The following is a 15053-nucleotide window of genomic DNA, read 5'->3' as shown; positions in this document are numbered from 1 at the left end:
TTAAGATTAATAACCTCAGGAAGCTTATTAGTCTCAATTATCGTACTATCTTCATCCATTTCCCAAGTCGCCTTGTCTTCACTTTCATTTACAGAACTATATTGGAATGTAGGAGGCGCTAAGTTGTCAGTAGTAGAAAATTGGAGTTTGACTAGAAAGGTGAACATAAATGACAGAATATACTAAATTAAAATCTTATTATGGTAGGGATCTTGCAAAACTACTTGCAGACAAAATTTACAATATATTTCCAAAATTTCAAAAACAAAAGTTTATCGAGAGAGTAGATAAGGATACGAAAAATCTGGAACTAAAGGCTCGTGTCGAGGTAATTACAGACTCACTCTATGAATTTCTTCCTAAAGACTACAAAGAATCCGTAAATATTATGATGAACATACTTGGACCACCCAATCAAAATGAGACGGGGATGTTTAGAGACGGCTACTGGCTTATGCCAATAGCATTTTTCGTAGAAAAGTACGGTATTGATGATTTTGAGACATCAACTAATGCAATTTACCAAATAACACAGCGAAGTACTGGTGAATATGCGGTACGTCCTTTTCTTATCAGGTTTCCAGATAGAATGATATCTTTAATGCTAGAATGGTCACAAAGTAAAAACGTTCATGTAAGAAGGCTTTCCTCTGAAGGGATAAGACCAAGGCTCCCTTGGGCAAGAAAGCTCGACCAATTTATTAGAGATCCAAAACCAATCCTACCTATACTTGAGAATTTAAGACAGGATGAATCATTATTTGTAAAAAAATCAGTAGCAAATAACCTCAATGATATTTTAAAAGATAATTATAGTATTGGATTTAAGGTATTAAAAAAATGGTCAAATTCTCAAAATACTAATACACAATGGATAATAAAACATGCATTAAGAAATGAATTAAAAAAAGGAAACGTCGAAGCTAAAAGGCTGATACTATATAATTAACAAACATGAAAAAACAATCTACAGATTCATAATAGTCATCTAATCTATTGTATTTAAGAATTTGATCTAGCCAAGGATTTCTTGATGTTTTATCATGAAAGTAGAACATATCTTTGTATGATATCTAATTGCTAGAAAGAAAAATTTCTGAAAGCCATTGAAACTGAGGGTTTTTAAGATATGATACAATAAACAACTATGATTCATAAAAATAATTATAAAACATATAGAATATCTATTTTGTATACAACCTTCTTATTTACGATATCCCTTCTAGTGTTTGGAAATCTAATGGAATATCTTACTCTTCCTCCTTCTTCAACGATTTCAGCTTTTTATCAAATAATTTGACTCCAAAAGTATATACAGTTAATTCGACTAACCCTGTAAATTATACTGGATTAGAACAAAGTACAAAATCGTTTTTGCTTGACAAAGTCAAAAAATAATCCCCCAATAAACTCTTTATCACCTAACGAAGCTAGGATGGCATTATCTGGACTTCAATCTTCATTTCCTGTAGACATACCTGAAACCGAAGTACCAAATCAAACAATCCCTGTAGGTCCAAATAATGAAACAATAACGATTCAAATTGTTCGTCCTGCAGGTATTAGTGAAAATCAAGTTTTACCTGTTGTTATGTATTTTCATGGCGGTGGATGGGTGCTTGGAGGTTTTGATACTCACGAAAGATTGATAAAAGAGTTAGCTAATGCTGCTAATGTTTCTATTGTATATGTAAACTATACTTTATCATCTGAAGCAAAGTATCCTCAGGCTCTTGAAGAAGCATATGCAGCAACTAAATGGGTTGCTGAAAATGGTCAATCTATTAATGTTAATTCGTCTCGACTAGAAGTTGCAGAAGATAGCGCTGGTGGTAACATGGCTACCGCCATAGCAATGCTAGCAAAAGAAAAAGGTGGTCCCATGATATCATTTCAAGCATTGTTCTATCCAGTTACTGACTACAACTTTAATACAACCTCCTATGAACAATTCCAAAATGGTTATTTTCTAACTCGTGATGCTATGAAAAGGTTCTGGAATAATTATGTTGACAATCAGAATACTAACATACAAGATCCACTAGTTTCTCCATTGCAAGCATCCATCGAGCAATTACAAGGTTTACCACTCACACTAGTAATTATAGACGAAAATGATGTATTGCGCGATGAAGGTGAAGCCTATGCTCACAAGCTTATGGAAGCAGGAGTACCTGTAGCATCAGCTAGATATCTTGGAACAATCCATGACTTTATGATGCTAAATGTCATTGCTGATACTCCAGCTGCAGAGGAAGCCACATCTCAAGCTGCTAGCATACTAAATAAGGAGCTATATAGCTGAATTCAAAAATGGAATTTGAGTAAATAGAATTTTCTTCAAATTTTATCTTTTATCTAACGAAATATTCAAAATATGTGAAAATAGAGCAGACTAAGTTTGGGGCTCGAATCCATACGGTATATCAACTATATTAGTGAGTATTTCTAAGCGGGTTTGGTGGCATGTGAAACAAATTTGACTTAATCATTCACTCTATTTGAATCCAAAAAATAAGATTAAGTCAAGATTTAGCTATTGAATCGTTTTCGTTATGAACATGAGTATCAACGAAATGGACCCGGGGAGGTTTGGTTATATAGGTAACCGGGTTCGTTTATACTCTATAAGCATACTTTCAAGCTAGACATCGAAAAAGATCTCTACTCTAAAAGCCACATGTAATCCGGTTCATTGCCAACAGTAGACTTGACTAAACCTATGCTATTATTTAGTAGAGCCAATGATTTGCTTTGTGTATTGTTGAATAATATTATTTCATGGAAAACCCAACTACCATCATCAGCCGGTCTTCCTATAGCAGAAGTAATCCAAGCAATACTTTCTCCATCTTGAGTCTCTAATGTCCCATTACCTGTACTCTGGATTAATTCATCAGATAAATGAGTGCTTATATAAGTTTGATTGTTAGTAACATTCCCTACACCTTTTAGGATTCCGTGATCAGAGGAACGTTCCTCTGTCACTAGATAAGGAGTTAATGATATATTTTTTGAACCCAAGAACATAGTTTTATTAGCGCTATAAATTGAATCGGTTGCATCCAAAGGTGGGGTAATCTGTTTGTTAACACTTGGTTGAGGAGTCGGAGAAGTTTCTGCCGGACATGAAGTACCTTCACTACCATCAGGACAGCTCATCATTCCTGGTGTTTCATCAGAAGGTAGTACTGCGGTCGAACATAATACTTGCCATGTAGTAGGACCAACGATTCCATCTGCAGTCAAACTATTATCTGTTTGAAATTGTTTGACAGCTGCATCTGTACCGGGTCCAAAATCTCCATCTACATGATCTCTATCCATATACCCTTTTTCTACTAATAGATTTTGTAGTGTAACAACAATATCACCTGTGTTATCTTTCTTAAGTGTTTGAGCGTTAGGATCACAAGTTGTAGTGACAGAAGTCTGTGCTAATAAATCTGTGCCAGAATGGGACAAAACCCCCACAGTGGAGATGATCAACAAAGATAGAAGTAATGACGACTTTATTATCCTATTCAAATAGGTTCTGTGAAATATGGTGATTTAAATAGATTTGGATTACAAATTGGCCCACTTTCCACATTCATTATGCTCTGATTGATCATCCTCTGGTTCCTTACTTTCCTCATCATCACTAAGATAATAAATTCAGTACCGGAGTAAAATAAATTAAGATTGATTCTTGATCGAACAGTGACTCTAGTTTGTCTTGAAAATTGACAAAGTACTGTCTATTTTCTTCTGTGTCGGGCACTATTATCCAGTACACTTTGTTTTTATCAGCATAGGATTTATTATCTTGTGGATTAATCCAGTAACCATTTATTATATTATTGTCTTCAGAGCTAACTGCACCAAATTGCTTAACTAATTCTTCAAACATTATTCTATGTTTTTCAGCTTCTACATTCGTACCATTGTTGTAAAAAATTGGTACTAGAATTTCTACTTTAAGCTGCGGTTTTATTGGTAGTTCTGAGTTTGCCTGAGTTAGATTTGATGCCAGCTGGTCAATAGCTGCTGTTGTTGTTGTTTGGTTGTTATTCTGTGCATATATCGGATTGGCAGAAGGCCATATACCTAGCAATACTGCTGTCAACAAGAACAGTGACATCGTTGGAATGAACTTTGAAATTGTGTTCACATTCTGGTGAACAAGCATATCCTATTTAAGTAAAAAGGTAATGATGGTGAAGACATTTATACAGAGTAACTGAACAAAAAAATAGACATTTTCTAAAAGTGTCATAAACCTTTTTGGAGCCATGGACGCAAATTATAGACACTCGATGTCTCAAAATTCAATTTCCGTGCTAAAGGTAGATGGATCGATGGAGGACATAATCAAACTACAATTAACGGCTTTGATGGGGCATGTCAAATCCATACTCGAAGTCAGCCTTTTGTATTTGAAAAGGACAAACCACCAGTATTATCAGGAAAAGATCACGTGCCAATCCAGTAGAATACGCTCTTGCAGCATTAAACGGTTGTATTACTACAACACTAATCTACCATGCTGTTGCCCAAGGTATAAAAATAGAGAAGGTTGAATTCGTTACTAAAATTGGTAGAGAATTCGGGGGGATTAAGTTCCGTATGGTATAAGGGTTCAGATGTTTTAAAATATATCAACTCAACATTAGTGATATTACTTTTAAAGACAAAGCATTTGCTATTAAGAGGACTATAATAAAAAGATTAAAGTTAAGTTGACCCATTATGGACACAAAAATCTGCAATATATTAGCGATTTACTCAGGATATCGTCACTTGACCTGATGTCCTGCATTTTATATCATTGCAAGTTATGAATCTAAAACAGGTAGCGGGTTCAGCGGTATGTGAAACAAATTTGACCCATTATTATCACTCAATATTAGTAAAACAGGTATCGAGTCATATGAGATAAAGGTCCCTATTGTTTAAAGGTTCGGTGAGAGCCATGAGGATATCCACATGAATCTAAAATTATTGAGAATATATCAAAGAAATAAAACTGTAAATAAAACAAAATCTATATTACCATCTTCAATTTTTAACTCCATGTCATACCTAAAAAATATATTATTAATACAGGGATTAATGGTTATAATTTTAACCATCCCGATTAGTTTTAGTCATTTTGATTTCGCTTTTTCCCAAAGAAATGGTCTACATTTTGGGAATGAGGGTCAAGGTAGTGCTGGAGGCCAATTAGGCCAAGGTAGTGCTGGAGGCCAATTAGGCCAAGGTAGTGCTGGAGGCCAATTAGGCCAAGGTAGTGCTGGAGGCCAATTAGGCCAAGGTAGTGCTGGAGGCCAATTAGGCCAAGGTAGTGCTGGAGGCCAATTAGGCCAAGGTAGTGCTGGAGGCCAATTAGGCCAAGGTAGTGCTGGAGGCCAATTAGGCCAAGGTAGTGCAGGTTGTTCTACAGGTCCTAATGGTATTGGTGGTGCAGGTTGTCCAACAAATAATAAGGACTCGGTCAGTTCGACAGATAATACCATCACCCGAGGCAAAGCTGGTGCAGGTTGTTCTACAGGTCCTAATGGTATTGGTGGTGCAGGTTGTCCAACAAATAATAAGGACTCGGTCAGTTCGACAGATAATACTAATAATGTAATAGTTGCGGATTCATCATCAACTGATTCATCATCAACTGATTCATCATCAACTGATTCATCATCAACTGATTCATCATCAACTGATTCATCATCAACTGATTCATCATCATTAGATGGAAAAACCTACATAATTCACGGACCAATTGATAAAGCTGGCGGTAACCCTTATTCCTCTACTGCATCATGTCACGCCAATGATTTAATCCTAGGAGGAGGACCTATTTATGAAATTACTAATGGAAATGTAACTTCTTTCTCTGCAGTTCCAGATTCTCTTAGCACATTTACAGTCACAATTACTACTAGTTCAAATTCGGATTCAGCTTTAACTGTCCAGGCTTATGCAATATGCTATGATAATCCATAATTTCTCGATAGTCTTTACAACTTGTTTTAGTCATTGCATCGACAACTCACTTACTAGTAGTCCCAGCAGCAGATAGCAAAATATATTAATTTAGGTTCTGAAGTTTTTTAGGTTTACTAAATATATTATTTGTTACTATAAATGGTATCTGGCTCGGTGGAAATCGTGTGAATTTTCACATGGGTTTGATAACTAATCTTAGGGATTATGATTCGTAAGGTATTTGGATAGGATTGTACTAGATGTGCGACATTAGAAGAGACGCAGTATCAAACTAAAAATGTAGAATCGAGAGGATGAATGCGGATACTATCCTACAATAAAATACGATCAGTCATACAGCGGAGAGTTATTATTACATCTAATTGTGGCATATGTTTATTCACCCATCACTTGTAATATGATTTTGCGTTCCCTCGGTCTTGTATCCATCTCTACTAACACTATCTGTTGCCAGGTGCCAAGCGTTAGATGACCTTCTAAGATTGGAATGACCAAGCTTGGTCCAATCAAAGAGGCCCTAACATGGGAGTGTCCATTTCCATCATGCCATGTATTATCATGAGCGTATTCAATCTCTCTAGGCGCCAGTCTTGACAACATTTCTGGAAAGTCCTTTCGTAATCCTGGTTCGTACTCTATCGTTGTGATTGCTGCGGTGGAGCCGACAACAAAAACTATAACAGCCCCATTTTCTATTTTGCTCTCCTTAACAAACTGTGATACTTTATCTGTAATACCAAGAATGTCATTTTCTGATTTCGATTTGATCTGAATTTTCTTTATAATCACCGTCATATTTTGTGCTGACATTTTGTGTTATTTCATAAATTTTAAAATTTTTCTATTAAACGAATTCTTTGGTATGTGAAACAAATTTGACTCTTTTTTGTTATTCAATCAGCATAACAAGAATACTCACAGGTGGAAATCATGAGGATATCCACATGGGTTTTTCATCAGTATAGTAGTTGGCTATTTATCAATGATTAAATTTATGAAAAAAAGGACGATCAATATCTACCCATCACGAACTAGTAATCTTTAATTCATAGAACACATATGATCAAATGCTTTGTATTTAAAGATTTCAATAATTCTTTCCATTTTTGTTTTATATTTTTTGTTTTGCGGTTTAACTCTCACAGCATATGCTCAATCAGAGTTACAGACAACAAAATATAGAAACATGGTTATTGATTTGGGCAATGGTTTAGAGACAAATGCTAGACTAAATCTTCCGGCCACAGGTGACGGTCCCTTTCCAGGTATTCTTCTTGTATCTGGCTCTGGACCTATTGATATGAATGAAACTGCAGGTAACTACGTTCGTATAGATAACGAAACAGGCTCGCTTATCTATCCATCTGCTAGACCATTCTTTGACGTAGCACAATATCTTTCAGAAAGAGGTTTTGCAGTCTTGCAGTATGACAAGAGGGGAGTAGGTGCAAATTTTACTATTTTGGATAGCAACGTATGGGGGAATATAACTGTTAACGATCTAGAAAACGATGCAGAGAAAGCGCTAGAGGTTCTTCTACATCAACCAGAGGTTGATTCTAATAGTATGTCTCTAGTTGGCCATAGCGAGGGTACTATGTATGTCACAAGACTTGCAATCAACAATCCGGATATAGTAGATAATATAGTATTGATGGGCTCAGTAGCCCTGGGCTATCACGAAGAAGCATACTATCAAGCCGTTACCCTCCCAATACTCTATGCTCAGAAAGTTCTAGACCATAATCATAATGGATTAATATCAGTGCAAGAAGCATTAGAGGATCGTATTTTCCACTCTATTCCAATAAATCTCACTCAGGCTCTCACTCAAAACATTACTACTATCAATGGAACAGTCAAACAGCTCAATCCCCAGTATAATATGAATAATGACACATTCATAAGTATTAATGATGAACTTAAACCGAGATTAATAGACCAACTCAGGTTAGCATCAGTTATGACACAAGATGAGAAGTGCGGTCTAAAACCATGTCCAATTTGGCTTAAATCACAATACTCTGCTATACCTAATTTGGATATCATAAGTAAAGTTCCCTCCGACACCTCTATTCTGATATTGAATGGAAAGAATGATTCACAAACCCCAATACAGCACGCATTACTTTTACAACAGAAACTCACAGAAGTAAGACATCCTGATCATACGTTGATTACATATCCGAACCTAGGTCATTTGTTTTACCCTTCATCTCAATGGATTACTGTAGCTGGGGGACCAATCGAATCAAAGGTTCTAGAAGACCTTTATGAATGGCTTTCAGATCCAATCAGAGATATCAAGAAATTTACCATTTTGCAACAAGAATGAAATAATAGTCTGATTAGGTGTCCTGAAAATAGTCGTTGTTGAAACACACAACATATAGTAGGTCAAAGTTTGCTAGAGATGAGGACTCTGATTGACTTTATTTTCTTTATAAAAGACTAGGAATTTAGTGTTCAAGATATCCCAATTACATAATTATGTAGCTACTATAAGCAGGTAGTTAGTTCGGTGTGATTAAGTTCCGTATGTTATGCTGGTTCGGTGGTATGTGAAACAAATTTGACTCAAGTAATCAACCCAAATCAATAATTATTTTGCTAGTAAAACAAATAAATCAATTAATGCAATATCTTATATCATAAAATTGAAGAACATCAGATGGATTGGAGTTTGGGAATACTGCATCTTTTTCAAACTCATTTGAATCTATCAAATAACTATTTCTAGCAAATTGCTACAAAAACCTAAACGATTCAAATAGTTCTTCCAGTTGATTCTGAAGATTCACAGAATCTATGCTTTTAGTATTTTGTTGATCCTGTTCAAATAAGGTTATAAAACCACGATCTTTTTTGTCATTTATGATAAACGTTCTTTCATGTATAACTATATTTTTATCATCGTACAATCTCTTTACGATTACAGTTCCAGAGCGGCCACTTCTAATAGGATATTTATCTAACTTTGATTCTTCGAGTATTGTCTCTCCTAAGTAAATTGCATCTTTTAATACTTTTTCAATAGCCATTTCAATGGGACCCTCGGAGTTTATTTTTACATTCACTCTTTTAAACCCAAAAATTACCGAATCGCTGTGCATCAACACATCTGCACCAAAATTCTTTATGCTCTCATCAGTTATCTCGACCCAATCTGATGGATAATCAAATGCTATGCCTAATTCTATATTTTCATAGTGTTTCTTCTCTAACTCCATCCTCTTTGATTCCCCTCTTCTTCAAATAAATTATAGTAGATTGCTGTTTTAAAAATGATCATACTGTATCCCACAGTATTTTCCTTAAACCCATTCCATCAATTTCTCAGCAGACTCAAATGATTTTTATACAGTGACATAGTCGTCTAAGTCTGCTTGAGTTCTTATCTCCAGTACATCTTTGATATAGTCGGCGAATGATTGATTCTAAACCACTTCAGCGAGTCTCCTTATAACTAGGTATTCATTGTAGGGAATTTCGGAATAACTGTTTTTTATTGACTGCGGATCCTTCTCCTGTTGGTTCTGTAGTCGAAGTCGTTGGGGATTACAGAATTACAGGAGAGGATACGATTGCTGCAACAGTAATTTGATAACTTTGATTTTGATCACAGCTTATATCTAAATCAATAGTTTATGACAATTAATATGACGAGTTATTTAGTCAACATCATTTAAAATGAATAAAGTTAGGCATTACTATAATGTAGCATTGTATAAGCTTATAAAGCATAATAATTAAAATCATGCATGCATAAAATAAACTTATTCGTAATATTAAGTATAATAGCAGCAACATCGACATTAGTGGGAGGAGCTATGATATCTCCTGTTTTTGCAATGTTTCATGAAGAAATAACCGAGGGAATTAGCAATATGACTGGAGGAACGAACAACATGACTGGAGGAACGAACAACATGACTGGAGGAACGAACAATTCTACAGGTATGATGGATAATTCAACGATGCAATAATTAGAAACGATATGTGGATAAATCTATTTTAGTTTAACTTTTTTTACTTTTTATACTCTACTTTGTAGTTACATAGGAACTACATCCATTATTGGATCTTAAATATAAATCGAATTGGTAAAATAACTCTGCATTTTTATAATTTTCTAACAATTGAATATTCTTTATGGTCGTATCAAGTCTAACAGGCAAGATTTAGGCTCCTCTTATTATTTTACAGATAGACGAAATCTTCACTTTTTAACAAATAATATAGCAAATAACTAGGTATAGACCTGTATATTATGCGTATTCGGTGGGATTAAGTTCCGTATGGTTTGCGGGTTCTGGGTATATAAAACAAATTTGACATATTTAGTCACTCTAATCAAAAAAAATATTATGTTTAGTTTATTATATGAACATCATTAATAATTATTTATTGCCTGATGTCATTATCTTTTTTAGTTCTTCATAAAATTCCTTACTTGGAGATGAAGTAGATAAGGATGTTTGCCATTGTTTTTCAATTGTTTTAACCACTAATTCAGCTGCTTTGTCTATGTTATTTCCCCAATCTCTTTCTATTATTTTCTTTATCTTCTCTACATGAACTTCTTTTAAAGCTTCAAAGAATGCACTTTCCAGTAATTTTTTTGCACCTTCAATTGGATCAACGTTGCAACTTGAACAACTAGCATTACTATCTTGATACGTTGTTTCACATCCACAACTATTGCATTCACATCTATCTGAAAGCTTATTATGTCCATGGTACAACGATGCATGTCCTTCTCTTCCATATTGAACTTCGCAATTTGAATCACACTGATTTCCTGTCAACACTAAATCACTTTGTAATAGTCACTATAGAAAAGTAAGTATATAAATTGGTAAGTGATAGGCCTGTAAGTAGATGAAAGGTAGGTAAGTGGATAGAGAATCAATTATAAAATTTGTTAGTTATTCTATCCTATTGATATATTAGAATCTATTAGGATTTAGACAACGCGATTAGAAGTTCTAAAAGATTTGTCGATGTTCCACTCGAATTTATCGTTGATAAATGATTTACACCGGGTGTTCATAAATCCTTTTAACTGCTCCGGTGGAATTAAGTTCCGTATGGTATGCAAGTTCAGTTCCTATGAGAGGTTCATGTCTATGAAATTCTACGATTTCACAAGCGATATCATTTGTACAGCTATTTTTTAAGTAAAATCTCTTCAATATACTTATGTTCACATTATATCACCTATTTGACGACCTCAAAAGTACCCATCATGCCATTATCCCCATGGAACATGATATGACAATGATATACGGATTTTCCCACAAAATCTTCGAATGCTATCCGAATGACTACTTCACCGTGACTTGGGATTATAACCGTATCCTGTAATCCGTGAGCGTCATATGGCTTTCCATTAACTGATATTAACTCAAAATCATTCACATGAATGTGAAAGGGATGATCATCGTCGTCATAGTTTATCAACTTCCATTGCTCTATATCTCCCAGTTTTATTTTCTGATCTATTCTGATAGCATCGAATGTCTTGTTATTTATTTTATAAATAAACTCTTCGTCGTTCGATGTAAAATTAAGGACGCGATAATTAGTAATGTTCTTAAGATTTAGGTCATCCTTTGAAATTAAGCTAGTCGGAATAGCTTTTACAGGTTCTTTTTGGTTACCTTGTACCTTTACAGTCGCAATTTTGGTCTCAGGGAGTGGATAATACGCAGAGGCCATTAATGGAATAGATCCGTTGTCTGTAGCAGTGACCAGTACATCAAACCTCTTTCCTGAAGGAAGCAATAGAGTATCATTATCCCATACCTCCCAAACCGGGCTTCCATCTTCTGCTATAACATAGAATTTGTAGCCCTGTAGTCCAATTTCATAATATGGTTCAGAACCAATGTTTGCAAAACGCCATAATTGAGTATCACCTAACGTAATATTGATATTTGGATTGATGTCTCCGTTTACGGTTCGATAGGAACTCGTAGTTGTACTACTATCTGGGAAATCTCTCAAGGCAAAGTTCTGGGTTGTGATATTCTGTAATGGCTCTGGCAATAACTGTTCTAACCCTTCCACGATAATCAAGCCAGACAGACCCGAGGCAACCTGTTCATTAGAAATATGATGTATGTGTGAATGGTACCAGAACTTACCAGGAGGATGATCTTTTGGAATATCGACTGAATAATGCTGTGTCTTACCAGGAGCAATTTCAAGAAATACATTATCCGAATTATTTACAGGAGATACATGAAGTCCATGAAAATGAAGATTAGTAGATTCATTTAGGTTATTTATCAAATCAAGTTCGATCTTATCGCCAGGATGCACGTATAAAGTTGGTCCTCCAAGAGAACCATTATAGAGCATAGAACTAATTGATTGGTTGTCAACTTTTCCTATATGATATGATGCAGAGATGGTACTTTTCAAAACGCCGTCTTTACTATAAACATCTTGTGACCTTGAAAAGTTCATTCCATCCAAAGGTGAATGCTGATCACTGGCAAAAGTATCATAATTTGAAGATCCAAATACAAACATTATCGAAACAAAAATCGAGATGGAAAAAATGTATAGGAGGTCATAACTATTAATGGAGAACCTTATTTTATGGACCATTTAGATGACTGTCGCCAAGAATTTTGATATTTCCAAATAATTCCCTTTATATTCAATTCCTTCATTGCTCTGTTTATCAATAAAATAGTTTTTTTTAGTCTGACTCATATATATTGCCCGCTTATACCATTTGTTATTTAACACTTGTGCAACTAATTGTTATTATTTAAGTTACAAAAATTAAAAGTTAGTTGTGATTACGATTGTTAAAATACAGATCAAGATTGTATGTACCCTTGTATGATATTTTTTGGTACATTATAAGATCGACAGAACTAAGATCCCAGTGATAGAAAAAGTTTAGTTTGCTCAATTAGTGTTTACACGTCTCTGTCCGGAAGTATGGAAATTAACCCGGCAAGGTAAAATTTTTTTCTCAACAATATCAGCCGGTTACCAAAATAACATATAAATTAACACTATAATAATATAAAACGGATTCGGTGGAAACAGATAAAAATTTTTCGCTATTAGTTATCCAGTTTTCTCTCAATCACATTCTCCAATAATTCACATATTTTAAGCACATTAAATATGCGAAGTTTGGAACTCAAATCTACATCTATCAGACTGGGGTTCTAACATTTTGAAATTGAATTATAGTTAGAAAGGCCACTGCCCGGATAATGACAATACGTTTATGGGTTACATGGGATATATATTAAATCAGCTTTTATGTAAAAGAAAGACCTTTCTATTACATCGTCTTTGTGTATAGGAGATTAGCCATGCGAAACAAAAACTTTGTAACTAAAAATCTAATCTATGGAATCGCGAGTTTGACTTTACTCATTTTAGCAATATCTTTAGCAACACAAACACTTTCTAATGGACAGATTCCTTCTGAAATAAATGGAAACAGCAATAACAATAACACAGCTATTTTTGAAAACAATGCATATCAAGCTCATAATTATGTAAAACTTTTAGCACAAGATATGGAGAACCGACTTGAAAAAGCTGCGGCAATACTTGAACTCACGGGTATGTTGCCAGAAGTTAAAAATGTAACCTCTGTGAATAAGCTTGACGAAACGATAGGACAGCAAAAAGGACTCCCCCAAAACGCGGATATCCCTAAAAGACAAGTAGCAAAAGACATTTTGGAAAAATATGAAGAGTTTCAGGTGGTGTTCTTTTTGATGCCAAATGGTGATATATATATTGAGGAACCATATTCTCTTCAGGAGAATCTCTCTAAATCTAATTTTGCGTTCAGAGATTACTACAAGGGAGTGATAGCTAATAATGATACTTTCTTGGGTAATGTAATAGTATCTGCATCCTCTGGCCAGAATCAGGCCGTGATGGCGGTGCCCATCTATTCGGGAATAAATGGATCATTAGCAGGAATATGGGCGGGTGGTTTGGATATGAGTGAATTTAACGAGAGCCTTCAATTATTGAATCTGACCAACAATGAACGCATAGCATATGTTGACAATCTTGGTAAGGTGGTTGCTGACTCAGACATACTATCAGCTAACCGAAACGAATCATTTGCCAATTTGCAGGGATTCCAAAATGCCATTAATGGGAAGTCAGGCACCGTTAAAGAAATAGTTAATTGCACAGAAATGCTAGTCTCGTACTATCCAGTCAAAGCTCTTTTCAACAATTGGGCCGTTCTGTTAATTCAACCAAATAATGGCAATTCTGTTGTATCATCCAGCAATTATGCAATAACCAATAATGGTATAATGGAAAACGATAAGCAAAAAGAAATGCTATTACAAAATACATCAAAGTAAAAAAGCTCTTGTTAGATACCATGGACAATCATCTCAGGAAATCGTATTTGCACTTCAATAAATGAATGACGGAGATTAACCCAACCAAAATAAGATAGGTTCATTTGATTTTGTGGGAAATGCACTAATTTTTCATAAAACATCTGGTGAACCATTTTCAGTTACATATGCTACAGATGCCTCGGTCAGATATGAAACCAAATGACTAGTAAGATATTGGATAAGTATTTGTTCTATTTTTTTCTAATAAGATGTATTGAGATTTCAAACATATGCTACTTCAATTATTTTTATAAATAGTAGATCAAAATTAAAATATTTCAAAAGGCGGGTCCATAGAAAGTAATGCCGATATCGATTCTCTTGATTTTTATAAAGGTAAAGTAGCTTTTAATTTAGACCATGACCACACCTGGAACGAGAGGCTACGTTTTGTTCAAATGACAACTCCAGGTTCTGCCTGCTCAATTTGTTTCGGGATTAGTATTGCCGACAAGATGAAACCCGGTAGCATTAAGGATTTACAAAAGATAGTCATGGACACTCAGGCAGCTCATGATGATTTTAAAAAGCGCGGAGTGGATGTTACTGATGTGAACCGACAATTTTGGGTAAGTTAGTTCATTTTAATGATCCGGACAGCAACTCTGGGGCACTTCAGGAATTGCCTCCGAGTGGCCAATTCGAAGCCTGGTGCTA

The 15053-nt window shown here is 35.0% G+C and carries 15 protein-coding genes; 8 read left to right on the top strand and 7 right to left on the bottom strand.

The genetic code is table 11. The annotated features are described in order from the left end of the window. Window positions 1-169 precede the first annotated feature (169 nt). Together AB0A59_RS03715 and AB0A59_RS03710 are read left to right on the top strand one after the other, a co-directional pair. Complete coding sequence (locus AB0A59_RS03715) at window positions 170-949, top strand: DNA alkylation repair protein (protein WP_458746587.1); 780 nt, start codon at window positions 170-172, stop codon at window positions 947-949. A 429-nt stretch (window positions 950-1378) separates the two neighbouring features. Beyond that, window positions 1379-2305, top strand: coding sequence for an alpha/beta hydrolase (locus tag AB0A59_RS03710; protein ID WP_458746585.1), 927 nt, complete (start codon window positions 1379-1381; stop codon window positions 2303-2305). 359 nt (window positions 2306-2664) lie between these two features. Here AB0A59_RS03710 and AB0A59_RS03705 read toward each other — a convergent pair whose 3' ends face one another. Together AB0A59_RS03705 and AB0A59_RS03700 are read right to left on the bottom strand one after the other, a co-directional pair. After that, window positions 2665-3528 (bottom strand): peptidoglycan-binding domain-containing protein, encoded by an 864-nt coding sequence (locus tag AB0A59_RS03705; RefSeq protein ID WP_458746583.1) that lies wholly within the window; start codon window positions 3526-3528, stop codon window positions 2665-2667. Window positions 3529-3643: 115 nt separating this feature from the next. Further along, window positions 3644-4153 (bottom strand): hypothetical protein, encoded by a 510-nt coding sequence (locus tag AB0A59_RS03700; RefSeq protein ID WP_458746581.1) that lies wholly within the window; start codon window positions 4151-4153, stop codon window positions 3644-3646. A gap of 287 nt (window positions 4154-4440) precedes the next feature. On the opposite strand from AB0A59_RS03700, the gene AB0A59_RS03695 reads away from it, so the two are divergent. Both AB0A59_RS03695 and AB0A59_RS03690 read left to right on the top strand, forming a co-directional pair. Then, a complete protein-coding gene (locus AB0A59_RS03695; protein ID WP_458747549.1) occupies window positions 4441-4617 on the top strand; it encodes an OsmC family protein in 177 nt (58 codons plus the stop codon). Window positions 4618-5094: 477 nt separating this feature from the next. After that, window positions 5095-5982, top strand: a complete 888-nt coding sequence (locus tag AB0A59_RS03690; RefSeq protein WP_458746579.1) for a hypothetical protein — start codon at window positions 5095-5097, stop codon at window positions 5980-5982. A 378-nt stretch (window positions 5983-6360) separates the two neighbouring features. Here the strand turns inward: AB0A59_RS03690 and AB0A59_RS03685 are convergent, their stop codons facing one another. After that, window positions 6361-6795 carry a secondary thiamine-phosphate synthase enzyme YjbQ gene (locus AB0A59_RS03685; RefSeq protein WP_458746577.1) on the bottom strand — a complete coding sequence of 145 codons (435 nt, stop codon included), beginning with the start codon at window positions 6793-6795 and terminating at the stop codon, window positions 6361-6363. A gap of 310 nt (window positions 6796-7105) precedes the next feature. On the opposite strand from AB0A59_RS03685, the gene AB0A59_RS03680 reads away from it, so the two are divergent. Further along, on the top strand, window positions 7106-8320 hold the full coding sequence (locus AB0A59_RS03680) for an alpha/beta hydrolase family protein (protein WP_458746575.1): 1215 nt from the start codon (window positions 7106-7108) through the stop codon (window positions 8318-8320). A gap of 412 nt (window positions 8321-8732) precedes the next feature. On the opposite strand, the gene AB0A59_RS03675 is transcribed toward AB0A59_RS03680, so the two are convergent. Further along, window positions 8733-9215, bottom strand: coding sequence for a hypothetical protein (locus AB0A59_RS03675; protein ID WP_458746573.1), 483 nt, complete (start codon window positions 9213-9215; stop codon window positions 8733-8735). Between the two features lie 531 nt (window positions 9216-9746). On the opposite strand from AB0A59_RS03675, the gene AB0A59_RS03670 reads away from it, so the two are divergent. After that, window positions 9747-9971 (top strand): hypothetical protein, encoded by a 225-nt coding sequence (locus AB0A59_RS03670; protein WP_458746572.1) that lies wholly within the window; start codon window positions 9747-9749, stop codon window positions 9969-9971. 414 nt (window positions 9972-10385) lie between these two features. Here AB0A59_RS03670 and AB0A59_RS03665 read toward each other — a convergent pair whose 3' ends face one another. From AB0A59_RS03665 to AB0A59_RS03655, 3 genes are all read right to left on the bottom strand, one after another. Continuing rightward, the gene (locus AB0A59_RS03665) at window positions 10386-10793 is read right to left on the bottom strand and encodes a hypothetical protein (RefSeq protein ID WP_458746570.1); all 408 of its coding nucleotides are present in this window, start codon (window positions 10791-10793) and stop codon (window positions 10386-10388) included. A 228-nt stretch (window positions 10794-11021) separates the two neighbouring features. Further along, window positions 11022-11195 (bottom strand): hypothetical protein, encoded by a 174-nt coding sequence (locus AB0A59_RS03660; protein ID WP_458746568.1) that lies wholly within the window; start codon window positions 11193-11195, stop codon window positions 11022-11024. 10 nt (window positions 11196-11205) lie between these two features. Then, entirely contained in the window at window positions 11206-12525 is a 1320-nt protein-coding gene (locus tag AB0A59_RS03655) for a multicopper oxidase family protein (protein WP_458746566.1), read from the bottom strand. Between the two features lie 806 nt (window positions 12526-13331). Here AB0A59_RS03655 and AB0A59_RS03650 point away from each other — a divergent pair. Beyond that, the gene (locus tag AB0A59_RS03650; RefSeq protein ID WP_458746564.1) at window positions 13332-14354 is read left to right on the top strand and encodes a cache domain-containing protein; all 1023 of its coding nucleotides are present in this window, start codon (window positions 13332-13334) and stop codon (window positions 14352-14354) included. 440 nt (window positions 14355-14794) lie between these two features. Next, a complete protein-coding gene (locus AB0A59_RS03645; protein ID WP_458746562.1) occupies window positions 14795-14974 on the top strand; it encodes a hypothetical protein in 180 nt (59 codons plus the stop codon). Window positions 14975-15053: the final 79 nt, after the last annotated feature.

The organism is Candidatus Nitrosocosmicus sp. T, assembly GCF_054408485.1.
Note: the sequence above shows the minus strand (reverse complement) of the source record. Positions and strands in the feature narration are given on the sequence as shown.